The following is a 25,684-nucleotide window of genomic DNA, read 5'->3' as shown; positions in this document are numbered from 1 at the left end:
AATTATTTTTCATCTTCTTCATCAATATCTAATTGTTCATCTACAGTTTCAAAGAGCATTTTTTTAATTTGATTTAATTGCTTTTTAATTCTTGCTTGAGTTTTCTTATTCTTGGTTAATTCTTGGTTGTTAGGATTTTCTTTTTCAGAATTTAAATTTAGTAAATTACGCTTTTCTTTTGGAGAAAGAAATTTAATTTTTAACTTATTAAGTTCAGGATCGCTTTTTTCTTCAAGGTAAAGAATAGTTGGAATAATAATTGGATTTCTTCTCTTTTCCTTGTAAAATAAGCCTGATAAACGTTCGATAACAATTTGCTCAAGTTCTTGAGTGGTTCATTTCGGATTATTTTTAATAATATATAAAATTGCCCCATGTGCGATCCGTTTTGCTTCTTCAACTAATTCTTTAGAAGTTTTAACAAAAAAGCTACCACGTGTAATAATTTGTGGACGAGCAACAATGTTGTTTTTCTTTTTATCAATTAAAAAGCTAATATTTAAAAATCCACTATCTTTGAGTTGTTGTCTCTCACTTAACATTTTTCCGGTAACACTTAAAATTGAGTTTCCATCAATGTATAAAGGCCCATAATTAACTTTCTTGTTAGTTTTGGTAATGGTTTGGTTAAGCATTTCATAAATGATACCTTTTTCGATTACAATTACATTTTGTGGTTTTACACCATTTTCAATAGCGGTTTGTCCATGAACAATACTCATACGATATTCTCCATGATACGGAAGAAAGTATTTTGGTTTAGTGAGTTGAAAAATCTTATCATGTTCTCATTTATAAGCATGACCAGAGGTATGTAAATAACCATCAGAACCATTTTCTTTTATAATTGCCCCAAGTTTGTAAAGACGATTAATAAGCAATTCGATTACCATCCGATTCCCTGGAATTGGACTTGAAGAAAATAAAATCAAATCACCCTTGGAAATTTTGATTGAAGCATGTTTTCCATAACTCATCCTTGATAGAGCAGCTAATTGTTCACCTTGTGAACCAGTAGTTAATATTACTAAATCAGAATCTTTTATATTACTGAGTTGTTTTTTATCCACGAAAACATCATTAGGAGCATTAATATATCCTAATTTACGGCCGATTCGAACACCCTGAATCATTGAACGACCAAAAGTAATTACTTTTTTATTAAGTTTTGCAGCTAGTTCAATAATAACTTTTACCCGTGTTAAGTTCGAAGCAAAGGTAGTGACAATAATTTTCTTTTTCGCTTCTTTCATATGGTTTTCAATATCGATTAAAATATCGCTCTCACTTGGAGAGTGATTTGGTCTCATTGCATTGGTCGAATCACTAAGAAGAGCAGTTAGTTTTTGATCTCCAATTTCTTTTAAACGTGCAAAATCGGTTAAATTACCAATTGGAGTGTAATCAAAACGGAAATCTCCAGTACACATTAATGATCCATTTGGAGTAGTGATTCTAATTCCGAATGCATCTGGAATTGAGTGTTGAGCGGTTCAAAAATCAACAGTCACATCACCTTCAAATTTATGGACATCTCCTTTCTTGATTTCGACAAATTCGACCGCTTTTTGAATTTTGTGTTCATCAAATTTTAATTGAAGATATTGAATTGCAATTCTAGGAGCAAAGATTTTGTTTAAACTAGTTTGTTGAACTAAATAAATCACTCCACCAATATGATCTTCATGTCCGTGAGTGATAAAAAGTGCTTGAATTTTCTTGTTGGGTAATTTTAAATATGAATAATCAGGAATAATTCCTTTAACACCAGTATTGTATGTGTCTGCGAATTTAATTCCTGCATCAATTATAAAAATATTATCCTCTTGTTCAATCAGTAGCGTTGATTTCCCGATTTCTTCAACACCACCAAGAGGAATTATTCTTGTTGGGTTCATAAAAACTCCTAATTTTTTCATTATGAATTGAATGTGAATTCTTAATTAAACACTTAAAAAGGTCTAATAACTTTTTCAATTATAAACAAGTATATGAAAATTACTTCATAAAATTTTTGTTTTTTGTAAAATACTTAAAGTATTTTGTGAGTATTTACTTGATTTTGCTATAATTCAAAAAACATATTCAGTCATTCAAAATCAGGGGAAGTAAAATGAAAAAATCATTAATTAAAATTTCTAGTTTTTTAACTGCTATTGCAATTCCATTTACCGCTTCGGCTTCATATTTAGCAGTTAAGAATTATCAAACTCAAGAAGCTCCACAAATCACTCCAACAACCAAATCACCAGATAAATCAAGTTCATCAACAGCTAATACAAGCTCAAGAGCTTCAAATCAACAAGTTAACGCTCAAGCTCACCAAGAACTTTGAAAATTATTACAAGATACACAAGTTTTATTAGTTGATAACAATGTTCAATTTGATAAAAGTGCTTCGCAACTTTCAAAAAAAGATCTCAAGTTAAAATATTCATTGAGTAGTTTTGGAGTTTTAAAGAAAGAAAATGTTACTGTAAGCTTTGATTTATTAAGTAATAAAAATTTCAAAACAACATTTTCAAGCAAAAATATGCTTAAATATGTAAATGATCTTGCTGATAATGGAAAAGCTGTAGTTGCCGTTTATGCTACATATAACAGTGATAAAGGACACCAAAGCATTGTTTCCTTTAAAGAAATTTCAGGGTTTAAAAAGGAAACAAACAAAACTGAACTTATCAATGTAGAATCTATTTATCCAGCACCAAAAGAAACTGATGAGTTTAAAGTTGTAACTACACGCTCATTAGAAGAAATTAACAAATATTTACAAGATAATTCTTTAAGTGCAAGCAAAAATCCAAGATTACCAATTGTTTCGGTGCAACATTATAATAAATACGATGACAAGGATTCAAATGGACAAGTAGTTGAATTTGGATTTGGCTTTTCAAGATTTACCGATGCACCAGAAAATAAGATTTTTACTCTTAAAAAAGACTTTTACGATAAAATTCAACTTGTAGGAAAAAATGGAGAAGTTGATACTAAAGCTAATAAAAATAACAAATACATTTTAGCTGAATACAACATGAAAAATGGAGTTATTACTTTATTTATTAAGAAAAAAGATGGAACTTCAACAAATCTTCGAATTGTTTTAAAATAATTTAAAATGATTAGAATAAAGATTGAACTTGCAAGTTCAATCTTTATTATTTAAGTTCATATTTCCCTATATTTCGTTATAATTGTTTAAATTATGAAAAATCAAACACTAAATCACAATGTTTTAGATCAAGATGATATTGAGTTTAATTTACTCAAGACATTAGCTTTAAAGGAAAATAAAGATTTAAACAATGATTTTAAGTGAATGCAGAAAAAACTTAAACTAAAAACTTCTCAAAATAATTTTAATAATAATTTTCAGACCCCAGTTTCGATTAAATTGAATGATTTATTAGTTTTAGACCAAGCTCAATTGATTAAAAATAACATTAATAAAGTCAAAATCAATTGACAAAAACAAGAATTGTTTTGATTTGATAAGCGTGATTTTTGTATGGATGAATTTAATAACATTTTAAAAACATACTTAAATAATGATTTAAATTCTAAGAAAAAGCAAGATCAAGAACAACTTCAAAATGTTATTGTAGTTAATAAATTTAAACTTTAAATTTAGGGAGGGTTATGAAGGTAAATATTGCAATTGACGGTCCAGCTGGAGCAGGAAAATCCACCGTTTCTAAGGAAATCGCCCAAAGATTAAAATACACATTCATCAATAGTGGAAGTGTTTATCGAGCCATTGCTTATAATGCTTTACAACAAGGAGCCAATCTTAAAAACAAAGATGAAGTTTTAGCAACCTTGCAAAAAGGTATGATTGAATTGCAAGCTGATGAAAATGTGATTTTAAATGGTCATAATATCACCAAAATTATTCGGAGTGAAAACATTTCATTAGCCACTCCAATTGTTGCAAAAATTCAACAAGTTAGAGACTTTGTTGTTGAATTTATCCAAGAAATGACTAAAAAAGAAAAAGGTTTTATTATTGATGGACGTGATACAACCTTTAAAATAATGCCTCATGCGGAATTAAAGATCTTTCTCTGGGCTGATCCTAAAGAACGCGCACAACGCCGTTATTTACAAAATAATGAAATGGGTTATCAGACTAGTTATGAAGAGGTTCTTTATGATATTAAGCAAAGAGACGCTCAAGATATGAATCGAGAAATTGATCCACTTCATAAAACTGAAGATGCATTTTTAATTGATTGTACTGATTTAGAAATTGAAGAAGTGATTCAAAAAATTATTGAATTAGTTAAAAGGCAAATAAAGGTAAAAAATGCGTAATACTATTGCAATTATCGGAAAACCAAATGTTGGTAAAAGTACATTTTTTAATCGTTTAATTGGAAAAAAAGTATCTATTGTCCACGACCAACCTGGCGTTACCAGAGATCGATTATACGAAAAGATTAGTTGAACAGGAAGAGAAATTAAAATCATTGATACTGGTGGAATTGAAATTGAAAATCGCCCGTTTCAAGAACAAATCCAAATTCAAGCTAAAATTGCTATCCAAGATGCTGATGTTATTTTGTTTCTTTTTGACGGAACTAGCCAAATTACCAATGATGATCTCTTTATTATGAATATTTTACGTAAAAGCAATAAGCCCATTATTGCTGTAGCAAATAAACTTGAAAGTAATCAAGATTTTGATTATAGTTGATATAAACTTGGAGTTGATGACATTTTTCCTGTCTCAGCAATGCACGGAGAAGGACTTGGAGATGTCATGGACAAAGCAGCGGAATTGCTTGATTTTACTGATGTAGAAGTTGAAAATGTATTTAATTTAGCCATTATCGGTAAACCTAACGCAGGGAAAAGTTCCTTATTAAATAATTTATGTAATGAAAATCGCTCAATCGTTTCAGAAATTGCTGGGACTACTCGTGATAGTGTTAAATCTATTGTGCAAATTAATAATCAAAAATATAATATTATTGACACAGCTGGAATTACTCGAAAAAGTAAACTAATTGAAAGCGTTGATCATTATGCATTAATGCGTGCAATGAATTCACTTGCTGAAGCTGATTTATCCTTAATTGTCCTTGACGCCACTCAAAAAGAAGTTTCACACTTTGATGCACGGATTATTGGCTATGCCCTCGAAAACGAAAAACCAATTATTATTGTGATTAATAAATGGGATTTAATTGAAAAAGAAACTAATACAATGGCTCAATACGAAAAAACTTTACGTAATAAATTTCATTTTGTACCTTGAGTTCCGTTTGTTTTTATTTCAGCTAAATACAATCAAAGAATTAATAAACTAATACAAACTCTTACTGAAGTTAGAGAAAACCTTGAACGAGACATTAAACCATCGCTTTTATCAAATCTCATTCTGGAAACACAAATGATTCAAAAAGCTCAACCCTATAATGGTGGTAGATTAAATATTTATTATGTACGGAAAGAGCTTGCAAAAATACCTACATTCACATTTTTTGTAAATAATAAGAAATACCTTCACTTTTCGTATCAACGCTTTTTAGAAAATCAATTAAGACAAAACTTTAATTTTAAAGGTTGTCCATTAAAATTGATTTTTAAAAACAAAAACGGTCTAGAATAAAAAAGATAAGAATTTAAATTCTTATCTTTTTTAAATTTGTAAAATTAGAATAATAAATTTATTTAGTCTTTTTCTCAAGACGTTTGTTAAATTTATCAATTCTACCTGTTGCTTTTGCTTGCGAACGGTTTCCTGTGTAAACAGGGTGGCACCCTGAACAAACATCAACACTAAATTGTTTTCTTACTGAACCAAATTTAAAGGTTTTTTGGCAAGTTGAACAAGTAACATCAACTGAATGGTATTGTGGGTGAATATCTTTTTTCATGTGTTATATTCTCCTTTATTATTTAGAATAGAACTCAACAATTAAAGCATCTTTAATTTCTGAGTGCATTTCAGTTCTTTCTGGTAAACGATCAAATGTGACGCTAAATTCTTTTCTACTCAATCATGCTGACGCAGCTTTTGCTTCAATTGAAGCAAGCACTTGTTCATTTTTAGTTAATTTATCTTTCATTTTAACTACATCACCTACGTGGACAAGCATTGAAGGAATATCAGCTTTTTTACCGTTTAAAGTAAAGTGGCCGTGGTTCACTAGTTGACGTGCTTGTCTACGGGTTGAAGCAAATCCAGCACGATATACCACATTATCAAGTCTTGATTCAAGAAGTTGAAGTAAATTAGTACCAGTAACTCCTTTTAATTTCATGGCTTTTTGATATGTCTTACGAAGTTGCTTTTCACTAATTCCAAAAGTGTGTTTTACTTTTTGTTTTTCATAAAGGTGAAGTCCATAATCTGAAAGTTTGGTTCTTTTGTTCCCATGTTGTCCAGGGGCATAAGTTCTTTTTCTTCCTTTAGCAAACTCTTTCCCTGTTTCAAGAATTGAGTATCCTAAACGACGAGAAATTTTAAATACAGGTCCTGTATATCTTGACATGTTTTTCCTCTTTTCTGCATAAAAGAGAAAGTTTATCTCTAATTAGCTAATTGTGCTTTAATGAGTTCGGTTTTGCAGCGTACTTACTATCAAATTTAAAACAAAGCAAAATTATCACTAATCATAATAAACTGCTGTAATTTATGCTTTTTTATTTTACCAAAAAATCCAAAAATTAGCAATTTTTTTAATCAGACTTTATCAATAAAAAATCTATAAAAATGGTAATATTTAGAAGTATATTTAAAACAAGTTCATTTAATAGTTGTTTTCTTTGGAGGACCCTCTTATGGAAAAGATAAAATCAAGAAGAAGAAGTCGTGTTGAAATTATTCAAGTTTTATATAAATTTGAACTTTTGAATGAGCCAATTAACATTATTGATGTTTTTGAAAATTATGATTTTTTGGATCAAGTACAACTCAAAAAAATTAAATCAATTGCCAAAAACTATCAATTTTTAAAAAAAAGTTTGATTAGTTTAATCAACCAAAGTTGATCTTGAGATCGTATTTCACCAGTTGTACGTGCTATTATTATCAACGGAGCAAGCGAATGCTTTTATTTGCAACCTAAAATTGTCTTTAATGAAGCCATTGAAATTACTAAAACTTATTTTCTGCCTGATGAAATTAAAGACGAGAATGGAAATGTTATCAATAAACATGATAGTAAACAATATAAATTTGTCAACGCTATTTTGCAAAACTTTTATAAACTCTTAGTTAAAATGGAAAATGAAATTAGCAATGAAAATTCTTAAAATACTGAAAAATTATTTAAAAATTCGTAAACAACGAGCTTATTTTTATTTTTGAAAAAATCGCCTTAGTTTTACTTTGGAAAAATTTACTCAAATGGGTTTAATTAAAAAAGCATTGCCTGAAGATTGAATCACATTTGACGGACAAAAATGGAATAATTTAGATCATTTTGTTGAACAATTTAATTTTAATTTATCCTTTCCTGAGTACGTTACGGAACAAGATCGAGAAATGATAAAAAACTTTTACGTTTTTTTCTTTTATCAACTCGCTTGAAAAACTAATCATAAAAAAATCAAAATTGTCTTTTTAAAACGGCAACCATATTTAAAAAAAGACAAATGCAGTGTCAATCATTTTAAACGAATACATTATTATAAATTTTTAGATCGCTTCAAGCAATTTGAAGATTATAATGTGATCCTTCTTGAAGTTCTACGAAAAATTTTATAAGAAAGAGACTAATCATGGGTTATAAAAAAGATTTTCCGGCCGCTAAAAAAATAACCTATTTTGATTCAGCGGCCTTGGTCCTTAAACCAAAAATATCTATCGATGCCGTTTTGAATTATTATCAAAATATTTCTATTTCATCTCGTACTGCTGACACCCCGCTTGGTAATTTGGTTAACAGCACTATTAATTCTGTCCGTGAAAAAGTAGCTCAATTAATTGATGCTCAAAAACATGAAGTTATCTTTACTAGTGGAACGACTGAATCGTTAAATTATATTGCTAATATGCTTAACTCAATTATTACTCAAGATCATGAAATTTTACTCAGTTCTTATAATCATTCTTCTCACATAATTCCGTGAATTGAATTAGCACAAAAAAAACAAGCAAAAGTAATTATCAAAGAAGATTTAATCAATGCAATTACTCCTAAAACTAAAATTATTGCTCTTGCTCAAGAAACTAACAATTTCAAACAAGTTCAAGATATACAAGCAATTTATCAAAAAGCAGAACAAGTTGGAGCTTATGTAATTAATGATTGTGCTCAAAGTATTTTGCATCAAAAGTGTTCTTTAACAAATTCTCATGTTATTGCATTTAGTTGTAATAAATTTTATGGACCGACTGGAATGGGTGTTTTAGCGATTCAACAAAATTTACTTAAGCAACTTAAACCAACAAAATTTGGTGGTGGATCGGTAAATGAAATTAACACAAATCAAACATGGACAATCAAAGATACAATTGCTAAATTTGAACCAGGAACTCCTAATTTAGCCGGATTCTTTATGTTTGATAAATCATTAGATTATTTTAATAATATTGGATATGAAACTACTCAAAAAGTTCTTGGGGACCTTAGCATTTATCTGCACAATCGTTTAAATAAACTTAAAAATGTTGAAGTATTTTCAAATCCTGGTGATTATATTGCTCTTATTAACGTTAAAAACATTAACGCTCAAGATGTAGCAACATATTTAGGAATTAAAGGAATTTACACAATTGCTGGGATTTTTTGTGCACATTATTTACGTAATATCAAATCAAATTATTCGTATTTAAGAATTAGTTTAGGAATTTATAATACTAAAAAAGATATTGATAAATTGATTTATCATCTAAAAAACGGAGGAGACTTTTATGGATTTTAATGCTAACAAAGCTCGCGAAATAATTATGCAACATTACCTAAATCCAAATAACAAAAATCCTTCAGACACTAATGGTGGCAAGATTTTTTTTAGCTCGACTTGTGCAGATAAGTTAATTTTAAAAACCAAATTTGAAAATAATGTTTTAACTCAGGCGAGTTTTGATGGTAATGGATGCGCTATTTTTATAGCTTCAACTGATATTTTATTATCAACACTTAAAAATAAAACCAAGCTCCAAATTGAACAGATTTTAAGCATCTACAAAAGTTTTATCATGCAAGAAACTTTAACAAAAGAACAAATTAGTTTAATTGAAGATTTATGAGTTTTTTTTAATGTTAAAACCCACCTAAATCGAACCGCTTGTGCACTCTTGAGTGCTGAAAATCTTTTAAAATAACTCATGAAAAAATCTTTTATATTCCATATTGATTTTGATTCATATTTTGTTAGTGCACTACGTTCAATACGACCCGAACTCAAAGGCAAACCAATTGCCGTTGGAAAACCTGGTCCTGAATTTGTTTCTACATCAGTGAGTTATGAATTACGTTCAAAAGGCGCTCGAGCAGGGATGATTAACTCTAAAATAGCTAAAATCGAGCCTAAAACTATTTTTGTCGAAGGTCATTTTGATATTTTTACCACTATTTCTACTAATATTTTTCAATACCTTAGCAAAAACTATTCTTCTTTAATTAATGTTGCTTCAATTGATGAATGTTATTTAGATTTAACCGATCATGTTTTCAATTTTGATCAAGCATATAAATTAGCTCAAAAAATGCAAAATGAAATTCTTAAGATTTTTGATATTCCAATTACGATTGGAATATCATATAACTGCTTCTTTGCTAAAATGACTACTAATATTTCTAAGCCATTTGGAATTGGTGTAACGACACCTGATAATTATCAGGAAAATTTTTTTAACCTTGATATTAACCAGTATTATGGAATTGGCAAAGCATCAGCAAACAAATTAAAAAGGTTAGGAATTTATCAAATTAAAGATTTATTGAATAATAATTTAAGTGATTATCAAACCAAAAGTATTTTTGGAATTGTTTATAAACAATGAATTGAAAATTTAAATCCAAATCGGCATGATCGAATTGTATTAAAAAATTCATTACCTAAAGGAATTGGTAATGAAATCACTTTTATTGATAAAAAACTTGGTCGCGAACAGATTTTAGAACAATTACAAAATGTTGTTTCAATGGTATCACTTAGATGTAAGAGGCAAATGTTAGTTGGAAATGTAATTACATTAGTTGTGCGCAATGAACACAAAAAATGACAAAGTAAGCAACGAAAAATTGATCATTATACCAATGATTTTGAGCTTATTTTTGCCAAAGCAAAACAATTATATTTAAGAAATTTTAGCGAGAATAAGATTATTGGAATTGGGATTAGGATTAATAATTTAATTTATGAATTTGATCAAGATGTCAACTTTAATTTATTTGAAGTATCCAATAATCAAAATTTAACTCGATTAAGTCATTTAATTTCATCAGTAAATCGAAAATTAAATAAACCAATTTTATATACTTTAAAACAGTATAATGATCTTAAAAATTTAGAAAATAAAACAAATCAGTTCGATTTAGAAGGATTTACTTTTAAAAAAAGATAAGAGGGAAGAAATGAGAAAAATCGCAATTTACGGAGGGACTTTTGATCCTGTTCATAAAGGACATATTAATGTTGCTAAATATGTGATTGAGCAATTACAATTAGATGAATTATATTTTGTTCCAGCTAATAATTCACCATTTAAAAGCAAGCAAAAAAATGTTAATTCTCTTCATCGAATCAACATGTTAAATCAAGTACTTGAAGAAAAAATGTTTGTGAGCGATTTTGAAATCAAACGTGGCGGAACTTCCTACACAATTGATACACTAAAATATTTTAATCACAAATTTAGCTCAGATCAGTTATATTTAATTATTGGAAGTGACCATTTAGCTAAATTAGATAAATGAAGAGAAATTGATAAAATTGCTCAATTGGCTCAAATTGTAGTGATTAAACGAACCAAAAAAGTTAACAAAATTAATTCTAAAAAATACAAAGCAATTATTTTAAATAATCCGTTATGAGACTTTTCGTCAAGTGAATTCAAGCAAGGATATTTAGATAGTGTTGATGATAAAGTTCTTGATTACATTCAAGAGCATGGCTTGTATTTGGAAAAAATTGTTCATTCAATGGTTAGTGCATTAAGAGCTAAACACTGCATGAACACTGGGCATTTTGCTGCTGAAATGGCCAAAAAATTTAATGTTGACGCTCGAAAAGCTTATATTGCTGGAATTTTGCATGATATAGCTAAAGAATGAGATGTACAACAATCACGAGAATATTTACTCCAATTTGAACCACAATATGCTAATGTGCATGAACATGAGTTACATCAAGTATGTGGTTATAGTTGAGTTAAGCATCAATATAAGCTCAAAGACCGCGATATTTTACATGCTATTTTAGTCCATACAACACTTGATGATCGCACCGAACAAAATATCATTTCCCCTCTAGATAAAATTCTTTTCATTAGTGACAAAATTTCACCTGGCCGTAGATTTATCGGAGTCCAAAAACTTCGTGAATTAGCTTTTCAAGATCTTGATCAAGCATTTGAAAAAGTGATTGAATACGTTTATAATTACAATATCCAAAAGGGAGTTAAATTCACACCTAGACAAGAACAAATATACAGAAAGTATTTAAAATAACATGACATCAAATTTAGAAAGAGTGCAAAAATTGCTCTCACAAGCCGGAGTTGCTTCTCGACGTGAAGCTGAAAATTTAATTAAATCTCACCGAGTAACTATAAACGGTAAAATTGCTCATTTAGGAGATAAGGCTTCATTCAAAGATCAAATTTTAGTTGATAACAAACCAATTTTTGCTCAAGAAAAAGTATATTTTGTTCTCAATAAACCGCCTAAAACTATTTGTACATTAAAAGATAATTTTAATCGTACTCTTGTTACTGATTTAATTGATACCGAGCATAAAATTTTTCCTGTTGGCCGATTAGATTATGACACTACTGGGGTTCTTTTGCTCACAAATGATGGTGATTTAGCAAATAAATTAATGCACCCAAGTTATGAAATTATTCGGGTTTATCGAGCTCGCTTAAACGAACCTCTCAGTAAAGGAGAGTTTAAAAAAGTTAATGGCCCTTTAATGATTAATAATACTGAATCATTCCAACAAGTTATTCAAGTCGCCCCTAAAAGTTACTTTGTGGTACTTAAAGTTGGAACTTATCACCATGTTAAAAAAATCTTTGAAAGTGTTAATAAGTTAGTGATTAATTTAAAAAGAGTAGAATATGCTGGAATTACAGCAGAAAAACTTCCGCTTGGTCACTATCGCAAATTAACTTTTAAAGAGGTCAAAGATTTGAAAAATTTAGTTCGTTTAAAAGAGGAGCAGCATGAAAAGAAAAATTAAATTCTTACTAATTCCTACATTAATTAGTACTTCACCACTTTTTGCAATTGCATGCACAAGTGATTTTGATAAAAATAGCGATAATAATTTAGCTAATCTCCAACTCCAAGCAAAAGAAAACTTACAACAGTATAATCGTTACTTTAATGCAATTAACTCATTTTTTGAAAACCAAAATTCTCAAGCTAGTCAAAATTTTGTTTTTTATTATAAGGATATTCAAGTTAAAGCTCAAATTTTAACTAATGCGTTAAATCAATTTAATAAAATGATTCAAGATGCTAGTGTCAATTTTAATTTAAAAGATCAAATCAAACAAACATTCTTTAAAGAATTAAATTTAAAAGAAAATCAAATTAAATCTTATAGCGATGCTTTTTTTCGTTTTAACGCTATAAATGAAGAGTTAGGTTTAATCGCTGAGGATAGAGTCTTTAATTCTCCAAAGAATATTTTTCTTGATTTTAAAAAGAATTTAGACTTTTTAGCTAATACTAAATTTGCAATTTCTCCTATTTATGATGAGTGGTTTAGTAATGCAAAATTAAATGAGGCCAGAGAAGAATATAAAAATAAATGGTACAACTCAAATTTAAAATCAATTAATTATACTCAATTACAAAAAAGAGTTCAAGTTGATGGCAATTTAATTATTGAACATACACATGCTATTGGGAATGTGGTTAAAGAATGAAGTGTCATTGTTGCTGATCAAAAAAACTCAAGTGCATTTAAAGAAATAAAAGCTTTAATTGAATTTTTAAATACAAATATCAATCAAATTAATGATTCAAGAATTTCATCAATATTAAATCTAATCAACACTTCATATCAACAATATCTTGATGCAGTAAAATTAATCACTAACCAATTTGCTGGAGCATATCCTTCTGATACATTGATTGGTTTTTTTGACGAAAACTCTAATTTTGAAAATTTATTCAAGATTTGACAAAAAACCAATGAATTATACGTAATTTTAAAAGGTTAGTTTTTATGTTGAATAATTTCAAAAAATAATTAAAATTATAATAATAAGTTAATAAATTTAATATAAATATAAATTTTCTTTTAAGAGAAGCTAAAAGGAAATTTTAATGAAAAGGAAATTTTAATGAAAAGGAAATTTTAATGAAAAGGAAATTTTAATGAAAAGGAAATTGCTTAAATCAATATTCATATTACTATTAGTCTTAATTCCTACTGGAGTTGGAGTTGGTATTTGAGGTTTTTATTATGGTCCTTGAGCAAAAACTAAAACCAGTGCTCCTGCCAATCCAAGCACAACAAGTGATCAAAAACCTATCAACAATGCTCAACCAAGTTCACAAAGTGAGCCACCAAAAAAACCGGTGAACAATACAACAACCAATATTAATACAAGCCCTGTTAAACCTTCAAATAACACAATTAGTTCGAATAATAATTCAGATTCTACAAATGAAGTTGATATTTTGGACGATTTAAATGATTCTTCATTTAACACAAATTCAGCAACCGAAGTAAGTTCGTCTAATAGCGAAAAACCAAGTTTACCAAATAATACAATTGTTAAAGATGAAAATGGAGAAGTTACCTTTAATTTAAGCTTGAACACTGCTGATAAAGAAAAAATCAAAGAATCTAAGAAAGAATTTCTTGGTCAATTGCTTCAAATATTTAATTACATTGAAAAGAAAAATTTTGATGAAAACGTTAAAATTAAAATTAATTTTGATTTAGTTAAAAAAGATTCAAAAAAATCAAATGCAAAAAATATTCAAATTAAAAGTAGTAAAGTTTATTCAGTTGGACAGTTACTAAAAGCATCTAAATTTGTCGAATTCTTAAAAAAATTCTTCACTAAAGTCAAAGATAAAATTAACAATACTACTGGAGTTGAATTCATCAAAAAACATATGGATCTAATTAAAAAAATACTAGGAGGCACTTTAGCTGCTGGAGCCGCTGCTGGCGGTTTAACTTTTCTTCCAGGGTTGACAACCTCAATAATATCGTCAAAAATTGTTAAATTCTTTGTCGAATTTTTCACTAGAGCTTAATTTGTATAAATAATTAAAATCTTTATTATTTATACAAATTAAGAAGATTAAAATTTATTTTAAATCAACTCTTAAAGTTAAGAGTTGATTTTTTATTGTAAAAAATTACTTTAATTTACTTGTAAATTAAAGGCATAAGAAAAATCCAGAAATTAGTATAATTAAAAATACATTATGAAATCAGCCAAACAATTATTTGATTTTAAGACTACTGAAATGAGAATTGCTCAAAGAGCACTCAAGGAAATTAATAAACTTGAAGCAAGCGTTTCTCAACTAAGCGATCAAGAACTCAAACAAACCACAAATATTTTTAAAGAAATGCTCAAGGATGGATACACACTCGAGCAAATTCGAAACGATGTTTTTGCTGTGGCTCGTGAAGCGACAAAAAGAGTGCTTGGAAAACGGCCTTTCGACGTACAAATCCTTGGTGGAATTTTACTTGATCTTGGTTCAGTTGCTGAAATGAAAACTGGAGAGGGGAAAACTATTACCTCGATTGCTCCAGTGTATTTAAATGCCCTTTTAGGAAAGGGGGCTATTGTTTCAACTGTTAATGAATATTTGAGTGAACGTGACGCCAAAGAAATGGGTCAAGTATTTAATTTCTTAGGCTTAAGCGTTGGAATTAACAAAGCCCAAATGCAACCAAACGAAAAACGAAAAGCCTATGCTGCTGATATTACTTACTCAGTCCATTCAGAGCTTGGATTTGACTATCTTCGTGATAATATGGTCGAAAAAATGAGCGAAAAAGTCCAAAGAGGACTACAATTTTGTCTTGTTGATGAGGTTGATTCTATTCTAATTGACGAAGCTAAAACTCCACTTATTATTTCAGGAGGTCAAACTCAAGATTCATCAACATACTTTTCAGCCGATCAATTTGTCCGTACTTTATCAATTCATGATTACTTAATTGATGAAGAATCTAAGGCAATTACTTTAACCCACTCAGGAATTGCTCGAGCTAATAAATTTTTCAATGTTAAAAGCATTTACGATATTGAAAACTCAGAAACTGTCCACTTAGTCCAAAATGCTTTAAGAGCCCATAAAATTATGCGTAATAATGTTGAGTACATTGTTCGTGAAGGAAAAATTGAACTTGTCGATGGATTTACCGGAAGAATCATGGAAGGTCGGAGCTATTCAGAAGGTCTTCAGCAAGCAATTCAAGCTAAAGAAATGGTTGAAATTGAACCTGAAACCCAAACTTTAGCCACCATTACTTACCAAAACTTTTTTAGAATGTTTAATAAACTATGTGGAATGACAGGAACTGGAAAAACCGAAGAGCAAGAATTTATTGATATATATAACATGCGTGTGAATGTGGTTCCAACTAATAAACCAATTATGCGGATTGATGAACCTGATGCTATTTTTGTTTCATCGATAGATAAATGAAACGCAGTAACAAACAAAGTACTTGAGTTGTATCAAAAAGGACAACCTGTGTTAATTGGAACTGCTCAAATTGAAGATTCTGAAGAGCTCCATAAACATTTATTACAAGCTGGAGTTCCTCATACTGTTCTTAACGCTAAACAAAACGCTTCTGAAGCAGAAATTATCTCACAAGCAGGACAAGTTAAAGCAGTTACAATTGCTACAAACATGGCCGGTCGAGGAACTGATATTAAGCCTTCACCTGAAGCCTTAGAACTCGGTGGATTATACGTAATTGGAACTGATAAAGCCGAATCGCGTCGGATCGATAATCAACTTAGAGGACGTTCTGGACGTCAAGGCGATATAGGAACTAGCAAGTTTTATATCTCAATTGATGACCCCTTAATGCAACGTTTTTCAAATTATGATTCATTTAAAGAAGCTTATGCTGATGCTAACGGATCTGAAATAACTAATAAAAACTTGCGGTTTGCCTTTAATCATGCTCAAAAGAAAATTGAAGGATTTAATTATGATTCACGGAAATCAGTACTAAATTATGATGATGTTATCCGTCAGCAAAGAGACTTAATTTATTCGCAAAGAGATCTGATTTTAGATGCGGTAGACCCTAAGTTTATTGTTGAAAAAATGATTAAACACACTACTAATTCGATTGTTAATTTTCCAGCTTATAAAGGAAAATATTCATATAACTATAATGAGTTAGTAAACTTTTTAAACCAAAATATCGGTGGATTAATTGCTTTTGAATTTTCACTTAAGGAAATTAGTCATATTTACGAAAAAGATCTTCCTGAGTATATTTCAAACGTTATTATTCAAGCATACGAAAAATGAAGAACTAATGCTTTAAAATCATATTTAGATCAAGAAATTTATGAAATTGAAAAACAAATTATTTTATCAACTTTAGATTCAAAGTGAAAACGTCATATTAATAATATGGATAAATTGCGTTCAAACGTAAATTTAGTTCAATATTCACAAAAAAATCCTTACCAAATTTACACTCAAGAAGGAACACGAATGTTTGAAGATATGGTTGAAAATATTGCTTTTGATGTCATGCTTCAAATCTTTTCGAACCGTTTAGGAGCTCATTCACTGATTACTCGGGAAATGGAAGAGGACCCAATTTTCCAAGAAATTTATCAATCATTTACCAATAATGATTTAAGCAAAACTCCAAGCGAACGTGAGCAAGAAATTGTTGAAATATACAAAAGCGTTAAGGCTCGGATGGAAGAAATTACTGCCAGTTTAAGTATGTATGATTATGATCCAGTTCCGCAAGAAACTTCACAAACTCACGAAATAAATGAACAAAATAATCCTTTGATTGATGAGTTGAAAGATAATTTTGATTTAGCCACTCAAACAGAATTAGATATTCACAGTAAACATCAATTACACGAAGAAGAACCAGATCCTAATGAGCCAAGCATTTCAATTCTTCCGGTCAATGAAGTGTTTAATAATACCCATAATCCAAGTTACCAAAGTGATCGAACTCAACCAGATAATTCTCTAAATAAAAAGACATAATAACTCAATTAATAATGTTATAATTTAATTCGAGCCGACATCGAGTTTTGAATTAATTCAAAATTAGTGTCAAATAAGTCTGTTCTTCAGACTTTTTCTTTATATTTTAAGAGCATTTTTATATAATAAAAATTAATATACCAACAAGGAGTAAAAGATGTTAGAAGTTCAAAATTTAAGCAAGATTTTTAGCGATAAAAAGCTATTTGAAGGAGTAAATTTAAAATTTACTGAAGGAAATACATACGGCATAATTGGGGCTAATGGAGCCGGAAAATCTACTTTTTTAAAAATTCTCTCAGGTCAAATTGAGCCAACTAGTGGAAATGTTGTTATTGAAAAAAATAAACGTATTTCAGTCCTTTCACAAGATCATAATGCCTATGATAATTTAATTGTTACCGAAGTTGTGATTATGGGTAATGATCAACTTTATTCAATCAAAGAACAAAAAGATGCTATTTATGCCAATTCTGAAGCAAGTATGGAAGATTATGAAAGAGCTGCCATCTTAGAAGAAAAATTTGGTGAATTAGGTGGTTGGACCGCTGAAAATGATGCTCAAGAACTTCTTTCTAATTTAAGCATCCCCAAAGAAAAATGAAATGTTCAAATGAAAGATCTTACTGCTAATCAAAAAATTAAGGTACTTCTAGCTAAAGCTTTATTTGGAAATCCTGATATTTTAATTATGGATGAACCAACCAACCACTTGGATTTACGTAGTATTAAGTGGCTTGAAAATTTCCTAATTGAGTATGATAATGTGGTAATTGTGGTTTCTCACGATAGTGATTTTCTTGATTCGATTTGCACTCATATTGTTGATATTGATTTTAATGAAGCAAAAATTTATACAGGAAATTATTCGTTTTGAAAACAATCTTCTGAATTAGCTCGTGAAATGATGAAACAATCAAATCTTAAAAAGGAAGCTCAAATTGAAAAGCTTAAAGATTTTATTGCTCGTTTTAGTGCTAATGCGTCTAAATCACGTCAAGCAACCTCACGTAAAAAATCGCTTGAAAAAATTCAACTCGATGAAATTAAACCGTCAAATCGGAAATATCCCTATGTTCGTTGAGAAATGAACCGTGATCACGGGAAACAAATTCTTACTGTTGAAAATTTAACTTATGTTAACGAACACGGTCAAACATTGTTTGAAAATCTTAATTTCAACCTAAAACCTGGAGAAAAAATGGTGATTATTGGCGAAGATGATATTGCTAAAACTAAACTTTTATCGATATTAGCTGGGGAATTGGAGCCAACTAGCGGAACAATTGCTTGAGGTCAAACAATTAAAACCAGTTATTTCCCTAATGATAATGCAAAATATTTTGATTCAGACCTAAATATTTTAGAATGAATTTCAAAATGACCTTTAGAAAATACACTTGAAGAAAATAAAGATGTATCAGATTCACGTATGCGTGGTTTTTTAGGAAGAATGCTCTTTTCGAGTGATTCAGTTTTTAAAAAAGTTAATGTTACTAGCGGGGGCGAAAAAGCTCGTTTAATGTTTTCGAGAATGATGCTCCTTGAAAGCAATTTTATTATTTTAGATCAACCACTAGATCACTTAGATACAGAAAGTATTGATTCGGTCATTGAAGGTGTAAAACAATATCGTGGTGGAGTAATTTTTACCACTTATAATCGTGCATTTGTAAATCAATGTGCTGATGTTATTTTGGAACTCAAAAATCCACAAGAAAGTTTCTTATTCCGTGGAACTTTAGAAGAATACGAAGAAGCGATGGAGTATTAATGAATCGTTTTTTTGTCCAAGAAAAAGTGAACGAACACTTTATTTTATCGCCAGAAACGCTTAAACATTTAAAAGTAATCCGTGCTGAGAATAAACAATTTATTTGCATTTATCAAGATGAATTTTATTTGTGTCAATTAGAAAATCAAAAAGCTAAAATTATCGAAAAAATACTCAACAATCATGAAAATCCATTTGAAATAGTTTTAGCAATTTCAATAATTAAGCTTGAACGTTTTGAATGAATGCTCCAAAAAGCAACTGAATTAGGAGTAAGTACAATTATTCCAATGGACACAACTTTTTGTAATACTGATCTAATTAAATATAAATTTGATAAAAAGTTAGAACGTTTTAAAACCATTTTACAAAATGCTGCTGAGCAATCATTTCGTAATAAAATTCCGACATTAGCTCCAATTCACACTTTTGATCAAGCTCTTAATTATCCAATTAATCATAAATATTTAGCTCATGAGAAAATCAATATAAGTCAAAGATTAAATTCTCAAATTGATCATGCTTGCATGTTTTTTATTGGACCTGAAGGTGGTTTTTCAGACCAAGAAATTGAACAAGCCAAAACTAAAAACGTGGAAATTATTTCACTAGGAAGTCGAATCTTACGTGCAGAAACAGCTGCTCTTTATCTACTTTCGCAAGTTAAAATGTATTAAAAATCCATTTTTTATTAAAAAACAAAAATGGATTTTATTATTAAATTGTTAAGTAATAATTCTTGCCTTAATAAATTTATTTTGAGTTTGTTTTTCAACTGAATGAATTAATAACATTTTTTCAATTTCAATTCCAATCGAAGGAAAATCGATAAAAATTTTAGCTTTATAATTTTTGATTCGATCATAAATGGATTGATATCCAATATCAGTTAAACGTAAATTCGGAATCCCTTGAACCGTAAGTGAAATATATGATTCGTGAGTTGAACAAACTACGTTTGAAATTTGTTTGTTACGGGTTAAGGCTAAAAATGATTTAACGGTATTAGAGTTATTAAACGAAACTTCAGTTCGCTCATAATTAATTCCTTTTTCTTTGCAAGCTCGCTCAAATCCAGCAAAACGATCTTTTTTCTGGATTGGATATAGTTTTGAATCTTCTAAAAACACCATTTGCACTTTACCCTTTTCTGAAATATTTAGCGTGCTAATTAATGCTAAGGTGAGTTCATAAAATGCATTGGTTTCGTCAACTTTTATTCAGTTTAATCCAGATACTTGGTGATCGTATATTACAATGGATACATCAACAATACTGCGTAAAAAGTTAAATAAATTTTCATCCCGATCTGGGTTAAAGATAACTAATGATGTTGGGCGTCACGATAGAATATAGCGTACAGTTTCAATATACTCTTCGGTTGTTTTTCCGGTAAAAGTAATATTCACTTTTCGATTATTTTTCTTACATGCAGCTACAATTCCGTTAACTATTGAGAAGTAGATATTTTGAGTTCATTCGGGCATAATAATAAAAATTGAGTGATCACGTCCACGAATAAGTCGAGCACCATGATTTGGATAGTATTGGTGCGATTTAACAAATTCTTCAATTTTCTTTTTGGTCTTTTCGGATACATATCCATTATTATAGTATCGACTAATTGTTGAAATTGATACTCTAACTTTTTCTGAAATGTCCTTATATGAAATCTGTTTACTCATAGGCTTATTATATATGAAAATTTTTCAGTTTTGTTCCATATTTTTAACCATTGTATAAAAAAAATCTTCCTCTGGAAGATTTAAATTATTAACGTGAAAGGCCATTTACATATATTTTTGGCAAGCAGAGACTTAACATCTCACCCTTGTGTGTTTCAACAAGCATCTTTAATATTATAGCACAATAAAATTATTAACAAATATTTTTTTATTCGAATTGATTAATTAATAAACTAATAAGCAAATTTAGTAAAATATAACAATATGGATAAAAATAAGATTCGAAATTTTTCAATTATTGCACACATTGATCATGGTAAAAGCACATTGGCTGATCGGATTTTAGAACTAACTAATACAGTTGCTAAACGTGATTTAAAAGCACAATTTCTTGATTCAATGGATCTTGAACAAGAACGCGGAATTACTATTAAACTTAACGCTGTGCAATTAAAATATCAAGATTACATTTTTCATCTTATCGATACACCTGGTCATGTTGACTTTACTTATGAGGTTTCGCGCTCACTGGCTGCTAGTGAAGGTGCTTTATTACTCGTTGATGCGACTCAAGGAATTGAAGCTCAGACTTTAGCTAATGTATATTTGGCACTGGAAAATAATTTAGAAATTATTCCTGTAATTAATAAAATTGATCTCCCAAGTGCTGATGTTGAACTAGTCAAACGTGAAATTGAAGAAGTTATCGGAATTCCAACTGATAATGCAATCCTAGTTTCAGCCAAAACTGGTCAAGGGGTTAGTGAACTTTTGAATGCAATTATTCAATATATTCCATATCCACAAAATGCTTATGATGAGCAACCGCTTAAAGCATTAATTTTTGATAGCTATTTTGATCCATATCGCGGAGTAGTGCTTTTAATTCGAATTTTTCAAGGTCGCTTACGAGTAGGCGACAAATTTAAATTCATGTCTCATAATACTAAAGCTGAATATCACGTCATTGATCTTGGGGTACGGAATCCTCATGAGAGTAAAAAAGATTTTTTATCTGCTGGAGAAGTTGGTTGAGTTAGTGCAGCTATACGTGATGCTAAAGAAGTTTCAGTGGGAGATACAATCACCTTAGTGGAAAACCCAACCGAGCAAGCCCTCCCCGGTTATAAAAAGATGAAACCAGTCGTGTTTACTGGATTTTATCCAATCGATACTCGTGATTATTCGCTTTTAAAAGAATCGCTAGAAAAAATTTCGCTTTCAGATTCCTCGATTACTTGAGAACAAGAAACTTCAAAAGCCCTTGGTTTTGGATTTAGAGTCGGGTTTTTAGGAATGCTTCATATGGAGATATTGCAAGAACGTTTAGATCGAGAATATCAAGTCGGAATTATTGCGACAGCCCCTTCAGTAGAATATAAAGTCACTTTTACTAATGGTAATGTCGAATTTATTTCCAATCCAACTATGCTCCCAGATCGTACTTTTATTCAGTACATTGAAGAACCATACATTGAGGCAAGTATTTTTGTTCCAAATGAATATATAGGAAATGTTATGGACTTGTGTCAAAATCAACGTGGAATATATAAATCTCTTGAAGTGATTGATGATAAGCGAACTAGAATTATTTATGAACTTCCGCTCGCTGAAACTATTTTTAACTTTTTTGATCGTTTAAAAAGTTCAACTAAAGGATATGCATCCTTTGAATATGATTGAATTGGGTATCGGATTAGTGATTTAGTTAAAGTTGACATTCTTTTAAACGGTGATAAGGTTGATGCTTTTTCAATCATCACTCACCGTGATAAAGCCTATGAATCGGCACGTGAATTGACTAAAAAACTTAAGGATGCTATTCCACGCCAAAACTTTGAAGTTCCAGTTCAAGCCACAATTGGTGGAAAAATTATTGCTCGTGAAACCATTAAAGCGTTTCGAAAGGATGTCACTGCTAAGTTATATGGTGGGGACGTAACTCGAAGACAAAAGTTACTTAAAAAACAAAAAGAAGGTAAAAAACGCATGAAAAAACTCGGCTCAATTGAAGTGCCTCAAGAAGCCTTTTTGTCAATTTTAAAAACCAATACTGAACCAAGTAAGTAGGAGAAAAACATGAAAAAACCAAATTTAAAAGATGATTTTTATCAATATACTAATTATTCGTGATTGAAAAAGGCTAAAATCGATCCTGATAAACCATCAATTTCTGCCTTTGGAGAATTAGATAAAAAGCTTAATAAACAATTAATTTCTCTGGCTGATCAACTAGCAAGTAATTCAGATCAACTCACAGGTCCGTTAAGTGAATTTGCTAAGTTTTATAAAATGTTTAAAAACTATAAAAAACGTAATGCTTTAGCAATGAAACCGGCTAAAAAACTCATTAGTGAAATTGAACAATTAAGCAGTTTTGACGAATTAGCACAAAAATTAATATCAAAGCGTTCGCAATGAGAATATTTACCAATTAGTTTAGAAGTTGAAGATGATTTTGTTGATTCATCAATTAAAGTCTTGTGATTGGGTGAACAATCAATTATTTTGCCTGCAAAAGAATATTATGAAAAAGAAGACGCTCAAAAACATTTAAACGTCTTTAAGTCAATGAGTGTCAAATTATTGCAAGAATACGGATATACTCAAAGCCAAGCAAATAAATTAGCTGATCAAGCGGTGGAATTTGATAATTTAGTTAAAGATTATATCCTTTCTTCATTACAAAAAGCTGATTACACTAGTTTATATAACATGACACCTCTAGACCAATTAAAAGATACTTCCAACTACTTTAACCTTGAAGCTTTAGCAAAACAAATTGTAGGAACCAATATTTCAAGTATAGTAGTAACCAATAAAGATTACGTTGCTAATTTAAACAAAATTTATAATGCAGACACATTTAACGGATATAAAGCTATGTTAATTATTAAAAACTTAATTGCTTCTTGTGCTTATTTAAGCGATGAATTAAGAATTATTGCTACTGAATTACGTAAATCAGTTACTGGAATAGATCGTGCAATCAATAATAAAAAATATGCTTTTAAAAGTTCAGAGCAATGATTTAATAAACCTTTTGGACTAGCATATGCACAAAAATATTTTGGTCCTCAAGCTAAAAAAGATGTTAAAAAGATGATTAAGAAAATGATTAATATTTACAAAAATCGTCTAGCTCAAAATGATTGATTAAGCCAAAAAACCAAGCAAAAAGCAATTCTTAAACTTTCAAAACTTGACGTGATGGTTGGATATCCAGACAAAATTCGTCCTTATTATAAAAAACTCAAAGTTAAAACATATAGTCAAGGTTCAAACTTGCTTGAAAATGTTCTTAATTTTAAAGCAATTATGCAAAAATATCAAGATTCGCTTTATTTAAAAAGTGAAAGCAAAGAATATTGAGAAATGTCACCAGCTTTAATCAATGCTTATTTTCATCCAATTAAAAACCACATTGTCTTTCCAGCGGCCATTCTCCAAGCCCCATTTTATAGTATTGAGCAAAGTTCATCAAAAAACTATGGTGGAATTGGTGCGGTAATTGCCCATGAAATTTCACATGCTTTTGATAATAATGGCTCACAATTTGACGAAAATGGTTCATTAAATAATTGATGAACCGATGATGATCGAGCTAAATTTGATTTAAGGAAAGAACAAGTAATTGAACTTTTTGAAGGGTTTGATACTGGAATGGGACTAGTTAATGGAAAATTAACCGTTTCAGAAAACATTGCTGATTTAGGTGGATTTGATTGTGCACTGGAAGCTGCTCAAGGACAAAAAGAATTTAACGCACATGATTTCTTCACTAATTGAGCTACTATTTGACGGATCAAAACCAAGCCTGAATATATGACTTTATTACTCAAAACTGATGTTCATGCCCCTGGATATGCTCGGGCAAATGTCCATTTAAAAAATTGTGATTTATTTTATGAGACTTACCAAATCACTGCAAAAAATCAAATGTTCATCCCTCAAAACAAAAGAGTAAAAATCTGATAATTAGCTTTAAGACAAGAATTTTTCTTGTCTTTTTTGTTCGTTTTCTTAAGAGCTTTTAGATACTATTCTAATATAATTAAAATATGTACGCAAAAAGCAAGTTTAAGTTATGATTTTATTCTATTATAACCTTTGGTTTGATTTGAATCAAATGAAAAAAACAAATCAAACATGAGAAAAATACTATTTATCAAGCTGATAAATTACCCTTTAATAAAGATGCATTTTTAGCTTGTTTTAATGATTTAAATCATATTGTTTCACTTGAATTAAAACCATCTAGAGTTAATATTATTTTTAACCAAAATCCGCAAGTTAACTTAGAAAAACTCAAATCACTCAAAGGAATTAGTGGGATTTTAGTCAATTCAAATAAATTATCAATTATTCTAGGTGAGTTCTCACAAGCAACTTACAACTTACTAAAACATACAAGATCATTATCATAAGGACACAAATGAAACAATTAACCAGCTTATTCAAATATTTATCAAGTGAATCAAAATTAAAAATTATCATTCACTTATATATGTGTTCTAAAGCTGAATGCGATGTGCAAACTCTTTCTGACTTATTTAAAATTCGTCAAGCCAACTTATCTAAGCATCTTAGCACACTTCGTAGTGCTAATGTCATTAAAACTAAAACAAAAGGTATTTACGTTTATTATTACATTAACAAAGATTTTTGTAATCAACACCACGAATTATTAGACTTAATTGCTAAAGAGCCTAGTTTTCAAAAATATGCTTGTTCTTGCAATGATCAATTAGTTCATAGCCATTAAGATTAAAACTAAAAGCATGCAACATGTTGCATGCTTTTTTATTTTTTTGGAAGTCCTGACAAATTTGGTGTTAATATTAATACTACAT

General features: G+C 29.6%; 24 protein-coding genes. 20 read left to right on the top strand and 4 right to left on the bottom strand.

The annotated features are described in order from the left end of the window. Positions 1 to 2: 2 nt before the first annotated feature. On the bottom strand, positions 3 to 1,898 hold the full coding sequence (locus NPA11_RS01950) for a ribonuclease J (protein WP_257043142.1): 1,896 nt from the start codon (positions 1,896 to 1,898) through the stop codon (positions 3 to 5). A gap of 215 nt (positions 1,899 to 2,113) precedes the next feature. On the opposite strand from NPA11_RS01950, the gene NPA11_RS01945 reads away from it, so the two are divergent. The 4 genes from NPA11_RS01945 to der all read left to right on the top strand — a co-directional run bounded on the left by NPA11_RS01945 (position 2,114) and on the right by der (position 5,614). Continuing rightward, positions 2,114 to 3,112, top strand: coding sequence for a hypothetical protein (locus NPA11_RS01945; RefSeq protein ID WP_257043140.1), 999 nt, complete (start codon positions 2,114 to 2,116; stop codon positions 3,110 to 3,112). A gap of 93 nt (positions 3,113 to 3,205) precedes the next feature. Next, entirely contained in the window at positions 3,206 to 3,625 is a 420-nt protein-coding gene (locus NPA11_RS01940; protein ID WP_257043139.1) for a hypothetical protein, read from the top strand. Between the two features lie 14 nt (positions 3,626 to 3,639). Then, complete coding sequence (gene cmk / locus NPA11_RS01935) at positions 3,640 to 4,314, top strand: (d)CMP kinase (protein WP_257043137.1); 675 nt, start codon at positions 3,640 to 3,642, stop codon at positions 4,312 to 4,314. After that, entirely contained in the window at positions 4,307 to 5,614 is a 1,308-nt protein-coding gene (gene der, locus NPA11_RS01930) for a ribosome biogenesis GTPase Der (protein WP_257043136.1), read from the top strand. Before cmk ends, der begins: the two co-directional genes overlap by 8 nt. 58 nt (positions 5,615 to 5,672) lie before the next feature. Here der and rpmE read toward each other — a convergent pair whose 3' ends face one another. Next, positions 5,673 to 5,882 carry a 50S ribosomal protein L31 gene (gene rpmE / locus NPA11_RS01925; protein ID WP_257043134.1) on the bottom strand — a complete coding sequence of 70 codons (210 nt, stop codon included), beginning with the start codon at positions 5,880 to 5,882 and terminating at the stop codon, positions 5,673 to 5,675. 18 nt (positions 5,883 to 5,900) lie between these two features. Further along, the gene (gene rpsD / locus NPA11_RS01920; RefSeq protein WP_257043133.1) at positions 5,901 to 6,500 is read right to left on the bottom strand and encodes a 30S ribosomal protein S4; all 600 of its coding nucleotides are present in this window, start codon (positions 6,498 to 6,500) and stop codon (positions 5,901 to 5,903) included. A 289-nt stretch (positions 6,501 to 6,789) separates the two neighbouring features. On the opposite strand from rpsD, the gene NPA11_RS01915 reads away from it, so the two are divergent. The 12 genes from NPA11_RS01915 (at position 6,790) to NPA11_RS01860 (ending at position 19,823) form a co-directional block, all read left to right on the top strand. Then, positions 6,790 to 7,263, top strand: a complete 474-nt coding sequence (locus tag NPA11_RS01915) for a transcription antitermination factor NusB (protein ID WP_257043131.1) — start codon at positions 6,790 to 6,792, stop codon at positions 7,261 to 7,263. Beyond that, positions 7,250 to 7,717 (top strand): hypothetical protein, encoded by a 468-nt coding sequence (locus NPA11_RS01910; RefSeq protein WP_257043129.1) that lies wholly within the window; start codon positions 7,250 to 7,252, stop codon positions 7,715 to 7,717. Before NPA11_RS01915 ends, NPA11_RS01910 begins: the two co-directional genes overlap by 14 nt. Before the next feature lie 14 nt (positions 7,718 to 7,731). Continuing rightward, positions 7,732 to 8,877, top strand: a complete 1,146-nt coding sequence (locus NPA11_RS01905) for an aminotransferase class V-fold PLP-dependent enzyme (protein ID WP_257043127.1) — start codon at positions 7,732 to 7,734, stop codon at positions 8,875 to 8,877. Next, positions 8,867 to 9,280 carry an iron-sulfur cluster assembly scaffold protein gene (locus tag NPA11_RS01900; protein ID WP_257043126.1) on the top strand — a complete coding sequence of 138 codons (414 nt, stop codon included), beginning with the start codon at positions 8,867 to 8,869 and terminating at the stop codon, positions 9,278 to 9,280. Before NPA11_RS01905 ends, NPA11_RS01900 begins: the two co-directional genes overlap by 11 nt. Positions 9,281 to 9,283: 3 nt before the next feature. Continuing rightward, the gene (locus NPA11_RS01895; RefSeq protein WP_257043125.1) at positions 9,284 to 10,525 is read left to right on the top strand and encodes a DNA polymerase IV; all 1,242 of its coding nucleotides are present in this window, start codon (positions 9,284 to 9,286) and stop codon (positions 10,523 to 10,525) included. A gap of 10 nt (positions 10,526 to 10,535) precedes the next feature. After that, complete coding sequence (locus tag NPA11_RS01890; RefSeq protein WP_257043123.1) at positions 10,536 to 11,630, top strand: nicotinate-nucleotide adenylyltransferase; 1,095 nt, start codon at positions 10,536 to 10,538, stop codon at positions 11,628 to 11,630. 1 nt (position 11,631) lies between these two features. Continuing rightward, positions 11,632 to 12,363 (top strand): pseudouridine synthase, encoded by a 732-nt coding sequence (locus NPA11_RS01885; RefSeq protein ID WP_257043122.1) that lies wholly within the window; start codon positions 11,632 to 11,634, stop codon positions 12,361 to 12,363. Beyond that, a complete protein-coding gene (locus NPA11_RS01880) occupies positions 12,347 to 13,354 on the top strand; it encodes an MAG0770 family lipoprotein (protein WP_257043121.1) in 1,008 nt (335 codons plus the stop codon). The genes NPA11_RS01885 and NPA11_RS01880 overlap by 17 nt, the downstream gene beginning before the upstream one ends. Positions 13,355 to 13,511: 157 nt before the next feature. Next, on the top strand, positions 13,512 to 14,405 hold the full coding sequence (locus NPA11_RS01875; protein WP_257043120.1) for a hypothetical protein: 894 nt from the start codon (positions 13,512 to 13,514) through the stop codon (positions 14,403 to 14,405). Positions 14,406 to 14,579: 174 nt separating this feature from the next. Then, positions 14,580 to 17,372, top strand: a complete 2,793-nt coding sequence (gene secA / locus NPA11_RS01870) for a preprotein translocase subunit SecA (protein WP_257043119.1) — start codon at positions 14,580 to 14,582, stop codon at positions 17,370 to 17,372. Positions 17,373 to 17,529: 157 nt separating this feature from the next. Continuing rightward, positions 17,530 to 19,146: an ABC-F family ATP-binding cassette domain-containing protein gene (locus NPA11_RS01865; protein WP_257043117.1), complete on the top strand. Its 1,617-nt coding sequence runs from the start codon at positions 17,530 to 17,532 to the stop codon at positions 19,144 to 19,146. Beyond that, entirely contained in the window at positions 19,146 to 19,823 is a 678-nt protein-coding gene (locus NPA11_RS01860; protein WP_257043116.1) for a 16S rRNA (uracil(1498)-N(3))-methyltransferase, read from the top strand. The genes NPA11_RS01865 and NPA11_RS01860 overlap by 1 nt, the downstream gene beginning before the upstream one ends. Before the next feature lie 48 nt (positions 19,824 to 19,871). Here the strand turns inward: NPA11_RS01860 and NPA11_RS01855 are convergent, their stop codons facing one another. Next, complete coding sequence (locus NPA11_RS01855) at positions 19,872 to 20,831, bottom strand: LacI family DNA-binding transcriptional regulator (RefSeq protein WP_257043114.1); 960 nt, start codon at positions 20,829 to 20,831, stop codon at positions 19,872 to 19,874. 264 nt (positions 20,832 to 21,095) lie between these two features. On the opposite strand from NPA11_RS01855, the gene lepA reads away from it, so the two are divergent. The 4 genes from lepA (at position 21,096) to NPA11_RS01835 (ending at position 25,596) form a co-directional block, all read left to right on the top strand. Beyond that, complete coding sequence (gene lepA, locus NPA11_RS01850) at positions 21,096 to 22,901, top strand: translation elongation factor 4 (protein ID WP_257043113.1); 1,806 nt, start codon at positions 21,096 to 21,098, stop codon at positions 22,899 to 22,901. A 9-nt stretch (positions 22,902 to 22,910) separates the two neighbouring features. Beyond that, a complete protein-coding gene (locus NPA11_RS01845; protein ID WP_257043111.1) occupies positions 22,911 to 24,809 on the top strand; it encodes a M13 family metallopeptidase in 1,899 nt (632 codons plus the stop codon). 137 nt (positions 24,810 to 24,946) lie between these two features. Further along, a complete protein-coding gene (locus NPA11_RS01840) occupies positions 24,947 to 25,258 on the top strand; it encodes a PTS sugar transporter subunit IIABC (RefSeq protein ID WP_257043110.1) in 312 nt (103 codons plus the stop codon). An 8-nt stretch (positions 25,259 to 25,266) separates the two neighbouring features. Then, entirely contained in the window at positions 25,267 to 25,596 is a 330-nt protein-coding gene (locus NPA11_RS01835) for a helix-turn-helix transcriptional regulator (RefSeq protein ID WP_257043109.1), read from the top strand. The last annotated feature ends 88 nt before the right edge of the window (positions 25,597 to 25,684 follow it).

Origin of the sequence: Mycoplasma sp. 1578d, from assembly GCF_024582695.1 — a bacterium.
Lineage (GTDB): Bacteria > Bacillota_I > Bacilli_A > Mycoplasmatales > Metamycoplasmataceae > Mycoplasmopsis.
This window is presented reverse-complemented; position numbering and strand designations above follow the sequence as displayed.